The organism is Rhizobium sp. P32RR-XVIII (assembly GCF_012641395.1).
Lineage (GTDB): Bacteria > Pseudomonadota > Alphaproteobacteria > Rhizobiales > Rhizobiaceae > Rhizobium.
Window position 1 is genome coordinate 1 of sequence record NZ_JABAIH010000053.1, and the last position, 7,314, is coordinate 7,314.

Annotated in this window: 4 protein-coding genes and 5 pseudogenes; 3 read left to right on the plus strand and 6 right to left on the minus strand. The window is 59.2% G+C overall.

The genetic code is table 11. The features are described from left to right. A pseudogene (locus tag HGP14_RS36135) lies at window positions 1–78 on the minus strand (IS6 family transposase); the annotation flags it as partial. A gap of 47 nt (window positions 79–125) precedes the next feature. Here HGP14_RS36135 and HGP14_RS36940 point away from each other — a divergent pair. Beyond that, window positions 126–239, plus strand: a pseudogene (locus HGP14_RS36940) (IS6 family transposase); the annotation flags it as partial. Window positions 240–280: 41 nt separating this feature from the next. Here HGP14_RS36940 and HGP14_RS34815 read toward each other — a convergent pair. Further along, window positions 281–436, minus strand: a complete 156-nt coding sequence (locus HGP14_RS34815; RefSeq protein ID WP_168834332.1) for a hypothetical protein — start codon at window positions 434–436, stop codon at window positions 281–283. A 1-nt stretch (window position 437) separates the two neighbouring features. Between HGP14_RS34815 and HGP14_RS34820 the strand changes: the two are divergent. Next, a pseudogene (locus tag HGP14_RS34820) lies at window positions 438–866 on the plus strand (ATP-binding protein); the annotation flags it as partial. Between the two features lie 58 nt (window positions 867–924). Here HGP14_RS34820 and HGP14_RS34825 read toward each other — a convergent pair. The 3 genes from HGP14_RS34825 to HGP14_RS34835 are packed head-to-tail and all read right to left on the minus strand — an operon-like array spanning window position 925 to window position 5,986. Next, window positions 925–2,235 carry an HlyD family type I secretion periplasmic adaptor subunit gene (locus tag HGP14_RS34825; RefSeq protein WP_168834333.1) on the minus strand — a complete coding sequence of 437 codons (1,311 nt, stop codon included), beginning with the start codon at window positions 2,233–2,235 and terminating at the stop codon, window positions 925–927. Beyond that, window positions 2,232–4,019 carry a type I secretion system permease/ATPase gene (locus tag HGP14_RS34830; protein WP_168834334.1) on the minus strand — a complete coding sequence of 596 codons (1,788 nt, stop codon included), beginning with the start codon at window positions 4,017–4,019 and terminating at the stop codon, window positions 2,232–2,234. Before HGP14_RS34830 ends, HGP14_RS34825 begins: the two co-directional genes overlap by 4 nt. 56 nt (window positions 4,020–4,075) lie before the next feature. Further along, window positions 4,076–5,986 carry a M10 family metallopeptidase C-terminal domain-containing protein gene (locus HGP14_RS34835; protein WP_168834335.1) on the minus strand — a complete coding sequence of 637 codons (1,911 nt, stop codon included), beginning with the start codon at window positions 5,984–5,986 and terminating at the stop codon, window positions 4,076–4,078. An 808-nt stretch (window positions 5,987–6,794) separates the two neighbouring features. Here HGP14_RS34835 and HGP14_RS34840 point away from each other — a divergent pair. Then, window positions 6,795–6,972, plus strand: a pseudogene (locus tag HGP14_RS34840) (IS110 family transposase); the annotation flags it as partial. Between the two features lie 166 nt (window positions 6,973–7,138). Here the strand turns inward: HGP14_RS34840 and HGP14_RS36140 are convergent. Beyond that, window positions 7,139–7,314: pseudogene (locus tag HGP14_RS36140) on the minus strand (GDP-L-fucose synthase); the annotation flags it as partial.

Here is a 7,314-nt window from a genome sequence, read left to right on the forward strand (position 1 = left end):
CAGCCAGACCGCATGGGCAATCACCTCAGCGGGAAATCTGTGGCGGCGATAAAGTGGGTCACGGGCAATATTCGTCATGCCCATTCATCACATGCCGAAATCGACCGACGGTTAATGTTACGGAGCCTGCCAACCTGTTCCGCATTCCCCGCCACGACATTCCCGCGGACCATCATCGAGAGCTGCGAGGAGCCGCGATGCGGATGTGGCGTGAGATCGCCTGTCTTCAGGCTACCTGATCGTAGCCTATAGATCCCACTGTGGCCGCCGCCTGCTAAGTTTACAATGCCCCGGCGGCTTCACCTTGCGCAAGGTCTTCTACACCGTGCCTTCCCGCCTGATTGGACATAGGCTGCGGGTTCGCGTGTTCGACGATCGCCTCGATGTCTTCATCGGATGCACGCATCTGCTGACGTTGCCATGAGGCCGCGCCCATGCTCCAGCTCGAAGCAGCCATCGCAAAGCTCGACAAATTCGATCTGCTCACCCTCGACGACCTGGCCTACGTCACCAAGGACCAGGCCGAAACGAGCGCGCTCTTCGAACTCACCTCCGCAAGATGTGAGCGGCGTTCCATCATGATCACCGCCAATCAGCCCTTTGGAGAATGGAATCGCGTCTTTCCCGACCCAGCCATGACACTTGCCGCGGTAGACCGACTTGTTCATCACGCAACGATCTTCGAGATGAATGTCGGAAGCTACCGGCGACGTTCCGCGATGGAAGCCAAACGCCAGCGCGGCAGGCCAGCCTCATTCGCGATAATCAAAGGCACCTCACAGTTTGTCGCGGAGCGGCAATCAGACCACGATGAAACTCTTGCCAGCGACAATCAACATGATACCTTCATCCCGACCGCGGCATAAGAATCTCATCTAGATTGTCGCCCGCGTCTCATCCTGATCGTCGCGCTATACAATCTTGTCATTCTTCCTTGAACGCTCGAGCCGCCTGGTCGGTGAGCGGCTTTACGAGATAGGCCAGCGCCGTCCGCTCGCCCGTCTGAACGAAAGCCTCCACCGGCATCCCAGCGACGGGTGTGAGATTGCCCAGCCGCGCCCATTCGGTCTCTGGAACGAAGACCCTGAGGCTATAGTAGCTCTGCCCGGTTCGTTGGTCGGTCGTCAGATCGGCCGCGATCTTTGAAACCCGGCCATTCAGCTCCGGCGTGGTCCGCTGACTGAACGCCGAAAACCGAAGCGTTACTTGCTGCCCCACCACGACCTGATCGATATCCTGAGGCGAGAGCTTGACTTCGGGCGTCAGGGCGTCGGCGTCCGGCACGATCTGCATGATCGCCTCACCGGGCGTGACAACCGCCCCTGGCGCATGAACAGCAAGCTGATGGATGATGCCTGCCTGCGGAGCGCGGATATCGATATGCCGCAACTCGTCTTCGGCGGCGACGAGACGCTCGGAATATTCGCCAATTTCGCTCTCGGCCTGACGCAGTTGGTCCGAAACCTCGGTCCGCTGGTCATCATCGACCTGGATGATCTGCAACTGGGTTTCGGCGATCTTGCCATTGGTTTCGGCCGCAGAGGCAACCAAACTGCCAAGTCCACCGGTGAGATCAGCAGCGTCTCTCTGCAAGGCATAGACCCGTGTTGCCGGGATGATGCCCTGATCGAGCAATGGCTGCAGGCTGGCGAGTTCCTTATTGATGATGGCGATCGCCTGCCGCTTACCATCCTGCTGAGAAGTCAGCCCCTCCGCTTCCTTCGAAAGCTGGCGAACTCGTTCGGTCAACTGCGCCTTGCGACCCACCTTGGATGAGCGTCGATCGTTGAACAGCCGTTGCTCGCCATCGAGCATCGCTGCCACCTCAACAACGCCTCGCTCCTTGAGAAGCTTCTCAGGAAACACGATCGTCTCGCTCGAATCCCGTTCCGCAGAAAGGCGAGCTGTCCGAGCGGCGAGTTCCTTCAACCGCTTCGAAACGATCGCAAGATTGGCACGCGTTTCCGTATCATCCAGGTGCACAAGTATCTGGCCAGCCTGGACACGATCACCGTTCTTGACGAACACCTCTCCTACCGTACCGCCCTTCTGATGCTGAACCGGTTTGACATAGCTGTCGACGACCAGCGTGCCGGCAGCAATGACCGCGCCCTGAAGACGGACCGTCGCGGCAAGCCCTCCAAGGACGCCGACCAGAAGAACGATCGCAGCGAGCGCAATCAGCGTCAGCCGCCGGATGGCGCGCTCGGCAAGCGGAGCATGATCATGTTTCATTGTGCCATATCCTCGCGTGCGATCAGTCGAACAGGCGGAGACGCCGGTTGCGTCATTTTTCTGAGCACCTCGTCCTTCGGACCGAACGCCTGCATCTGGCCGTCCGCCAAGACGAGGACCTTGTCGACCGCAGCAAGCGCGCTCGGGCGATGAGCGATGACGACAGCAATACCGCCGCGGGCCCGCACACCCAGGATCGCGCGTGACAACGCCGCCTCCCCCTCCGCATCGAGATTTGAGTTAGGTTCATCGAGAACGACTAGGAAGGGGTCGCCGTAGAGCGCTCTTGCCAGAGCAACGCGTTGCCGCTGTCCGCCCGACAGTGCCGATCCCTGCTCGCCGATCTTTGTCTCGAAGCCTTCGGGGAACTGCACGATCATGTCGTAGACGCCGGCGGCCTTTGCGGCAGCAATGATCTTGTCGGATGATGCGTCCGGATCGAAGCGGGCGATGTTTTCGGCAATCGATCCGCCAAACAGCGAGACGTCCTGCGGCAAATATCCGATGTGTTCGCCAAGCGCTCGCGGATCCCATTGCGACAGCGATGCGCCGTCCAGGCGAACCGTGCCTGCGATCGGCGGCCACAAACCGACGAGACCTCTAGCGAGCGAGGATTTGCCCGAGGCACTAGGCCCGATGACGCCGACGGCTTCTCCTGCCGTGAAGTCGAAGGAGACTCCGCGTATGACCGACATCTTTGAGCCGGGAGCCGCCAGATGCAGGCTCTCGGCTTTCAGTGCGCTCGCCGGTTTGGGAAGCGATATCTCGCGCTCGTCCACCGGCATGAGTTGCGCCAGTTTCAGCAGCCGAGACCAGCTGTCGCGCGCTGCAACAAATCCCTTCCACTGGCCGATCGCCAGTTCGACCGGCGCCAATGCGCGGCTGACAAGGATGGAACTGGCGATCATGATCCCGCCCGAGGCTTCCTGGCGAATGACAAGCAACGCCCCAACAGCAAGCACGGCGGACTGCAGCATCATTCGCAAGATTTTGGAGAGTGTACCGAGCGTACCGGTTACGTTCGTTGCACGTAGATGATTGCTGAGATAGCGACGGTTGATCTCGCTCCACTTCTTACCAAGCAGATGGCCGAAACCCATCGCAAGAACGGCTTCGGAGTTTCGCCGTGTTGCTTCCGCAAGAGCCGTCCGTTCCGACACGATCTTCGCTGCCTCCTTCGCCGGCTCACGCGACTTCCGTTCGGCCAGGATCGTTAGCCCAACAAGCACCAAGGCGCCGGCCAGAGCTGTCACACCAATCCAGACATGAAACAAAAAGCACAGGCCGAGATAAAACGGCATCCAGGGAAGATCGAACAAAGCCGTTGGTCCCGGCCCTGACAGAAACCCTCTGGCAGAATCCAGGTCGCGCACTGACTGAAGACCGTCTCCGGGCACCTGCATGCGCGACGGGAACAAAACGAGGGAACCGTAGACAGTTTCTCCGAAGCGCTCGTCGACCGACAGGCCGATGCGCACCAAAAGCATCGAACGGACGAGTTCGAGAATCCCCTGAAACGCGTAGAGCGTTGCGGCAATAATGCCGAGACCAACGAGCGTCGGCAGACTGCGTCCGGGAATGACACGATCATAGACCTGCAGCATGAAGAATGAGCCGGTCAAGGCGAGTATGTTGACGAGCGCGCTGGTCGCGCCAATGCCGAGAAAGGTCTTCTTCAGCGAGGAAAGCACTGCCACAAGAAAGACCTGTGGCGGCTTAATGTTGTTGTTGCTGGACAAGTTTAGATTCCGCTCATGCTGCCGCAGGCGATCATCGCCTGTCATTTCGAGGTTGGCATACGATCGGTGCGGCGGCCTGACGACCGCCGCACCTAAGGCCTTTAGAGGATGAAATCGCTTGCCGAAAGCTGGACGAGCCCGTGCAGCTGCATCTCGAAGTCATGAACGCCGTCGCCGTTCGTGTCGGCCTGGATGACGGTGATATCGTTCGCGGTACCCGACTCGTCTTGCAGGTGCCAGGCCAGTGCGCCCTTGGCTTTGTCGAACAAGGCGTTCTCCTTGGCGATGAAATGGAAGGTGCCATCACCCGCCGCAGATCCGTTTGCGTCGATTGCCGACAGATCGATCTTGTCCGTTCCCTTCTGGAAATCGGTGATGCTGTCGCGGTTCGAACCGGAACCGGTATCTGTCGCCTGCTTGAAGACGAAGGTATCCGCGTCGGCACCACCCGTCAGGATGTCCTTGCCGGCACCGCCATTGAGGACGTTGCGGCCGCCGTTGCCGGTCAGCACGTCGTTATAGCTGGAACCGGTCAGGTTTTCGATGCTAGCGAGCTTGTCGCCCGCAGCATGACCGCCCGTGGCGGCACCGGTCTGAAGGTTGACGCTGACCGCCGTCGAACCGGCATAGGTCGCCGTGTCGGTGCCGTTGCCGCCGTCCAGCGTATCCGCGCCGGCGCCGCCCTTGAGCACATCGTTGCCGCCGAGACCCTTGAAGGTCTCGTTACCGCCGTTGGACTGGCCGCTGAACGGCATGTTGTCGTTGCCTTCGGTGCCGGTGTAGACCGTCGGCGTCGGCGTCGGCGTCGGAGTCGGCGTCGGCGTCGGCGTCGTGGGCTGGCTGCCGGATTCGTAGCTGCCGATGTCGACGGTTCCGACCACGCGGTTGTCGCCGTCCAAATCGAACGAGCCGACGCCGTACTTGTTGGTTCCGCCGTCGATCGCCGCCGAGCCGGAGCCGAGGTGGAAGTCGCCGCTCGCCGCCGCGACGAACTTCGGGTCGATGCCAAGCTTGTTGCCGTTCGCCGTGCTCGGCATCCCGTAATCCGAAAGCACCGAGGCCTGGCCCGACGTGCCGTTGAAGGTGATGTTGTTGTCCCAGTTCACGTCCTGGTTCACGTATCCGTTGGTGGTCACGTTGTTGATGGCTCGGTTCGAGGAGTTCGTTCCCGGGTCCGCCACCCCGATGTTGTTCACCCAGGTGTTGTGGCTGCCCATGGCGTTGCTCAGTTCGCCCCTCCAGGTTCCCTTGTTGGCGTTGTCGTGGTTGTTGTGCCAGGCCGTGTTGTTGCGCACCGTCACGTAGTCACTCAGGAAGACGTGGATCCCCTTGCCACCATTGCCGTAGGAGAGGTTATTCTCGATCAAAGTGCCGTGGCTGTAGTTGGTGTCGTGAAAGCCGTCGATGATGATCCCGTTTCCGTCCGTGTGTTCCGAGGTAATGGCGGCTCCTTCCACGTTGTCGTGCGTCACGTTGTTCCGGATGATGTTGCGGAACTCGGCATTGCCGGCAGCGAGATCCACGTTCTGCCAGAGCGAGATGCCGCTGGCCTGGTAGCCATTCGTCGCGGTATTGCCGTAGACGTCGTTGTCTTCGATCGTCAGCCAATCCGACTTGGTGGTGGTAATGCCCGAGCCGCCGCTGTCGTGCGCGATGTTGCCCTTGACCGTCACATGGTGCGAGCCGTCGACGTCGATCGCGTGTCCGCCGCCGCCAACGACGTCGAAGCCCTCGATCTTGATGTAGTCCGCTCGCACATTAAGCGTGCTATAGGTGTCCGAAGAAGGCGGCCGGATCAGCGCCCCGCCGGGCACTTCCGAGCGCAGCGTGATGTAGTTGTCCGCTGCACCGTCCTTACTCACCACGACCTGCTCGCGGTACGTTCCCGCCTTCACGACGACCTCGTCGCCAGGCTTAAGGTCCGCCGCCATCGCCTCGCTGATCGTGCGCCAGGGGGAGGAGGCGGTGCCGTTACCGTTGCTGCCGGTCGTCGCTACGTAGTACGTCGTCATGTCGTATTCCTAACCTTTGAATATGGTGGTACTGCTTTGTGTTTGCCGGTTAATCATTTCTAGTTAATCCGGGTTACGGCGGGGGTTAATAGTTCAGCTTTCGGTAGGGCGCAACAGCAGAACGACAGTAAGTTCTTGAGAAGCGTCGCCACATTGCTGCCGCAATCTTTAAATTGATCCGGAGTTACTTTTTGAAATATTTGCAGAATTTCGCGTCGCCCAAATTGGGGCAGTACGCCGAATTGTACTTTTTGTCGCGGGGAAAAAAGTGCAATTCGTATGGGCCTGAAGGTCGTCCCGCAGGGGCTTGTCGCAAATTCCCCATCGGCTGAGAGTTTCCGCTCCAGTTCTTCGACGGCTGGGATCATTCTGCTTCGGCGCGTCAGTCATGCTGCGCTTCCTTCAGATTGTAGTTGCAGGCATTTGCCCCCTCAGGTGGCAACTTGGAGGCTAGTCCTAAGAGTTATCTCGGTCCATAATACTTCGGGAAGAATTTCTGAATTCGTGGCATGCTCATTTGTCCTTTGGTTTAACCCCACCCAACCCCACTCTAGGATTGTCGGAGCCAATCGGGATTGGCGGTTTGGATGGGGATTTTAGATGTGCTTAAGCCTTAGCTGACCTACAGTGTAGGTTTCGACAATTCGGAAGGTTCGGTCGAGCAGTGCGCGCGGAATGCTGAGCCCACGGCCCTGTGAAATTAAGGCCTCTGACGAAAAGCGAGTTTTTCCAACATCGGGTAATGGTCGAGAGCTCTTCTGCAAAGGCCGGTTAAGATCGGCTCCGTCATAGAAGGAGGAGACTGACCATGGAGTATTTTGCTGGATTGGATGTCTCGATGGAAGGGGGACGCACATCTGGACCGTGATGGCGCGATTGCACATCAAGGCAAAGTGGCATCGACACCAGCCGCTATCGAAGTGGTCCTGGCCAAGGCTCCGATATGCAGCCTTGTCGTGTTTGAGACCGGGCGAATGGCGCCGATGCAGAAGGAAAATAGGTGGCCGGGTTTTATTCCGCCCGCGGCGGGACTATCCCAGACTGGCCAGCATCCGAATCGAAGCGCTCATGCCCTGGAACTTCAAGCCTGACGTTATCGGCTGATCGCTTACCCACCAAATGCCGGGACTAAACATCTAGATAGGTCTGGCTTCAATGAGCATTTCGACCGCTGCCATCACGCTGCACCCCGTTGCTGCGTTCGAGATAATGCCCATCAAGGAAGGAGCGATAAGCGTCTGCGATGCCCTGCTTCAGCCCTATCTTAGGCGACCAGCCGAGTGCGCGGAGCTTGTCGGCACTCATGAGTTTGCGTGCCGTGCCATCTG

Excerpts from the sequence above, each read along its gene's own strand:
- HGP14_RS34825 (WP_168834333.1), bottom strand. The coding sequence starts at position 2,235 with ATGAAACATGATCATGCTCCGCTTGCCGAGCGCGCCATCCGGCGGCTG.
- HGP14_RS34815 (WP_168834332.1), bottom strand. The coding sequence starts at position 436 with ATGGGCGCGGCCTCATGGCAACGTCAGCAGATGCGTGCATCCGATGAA.
- HGP14_RS34835 (WP_168834335.1), bottom strand. The coding sequence starts at position 5,986 with ATGACGACGTACTACGTAGCGACGACCGGCAGCAACGGTAACGGCACC.
- HGP14_RS34830 (WP_168834334.1), bottom strand. The coding sequence starts at position 4,019 with ATGACAGGCGATGATCGCCTGCGGCAGCATGAGCGGAATCTAAACTTG.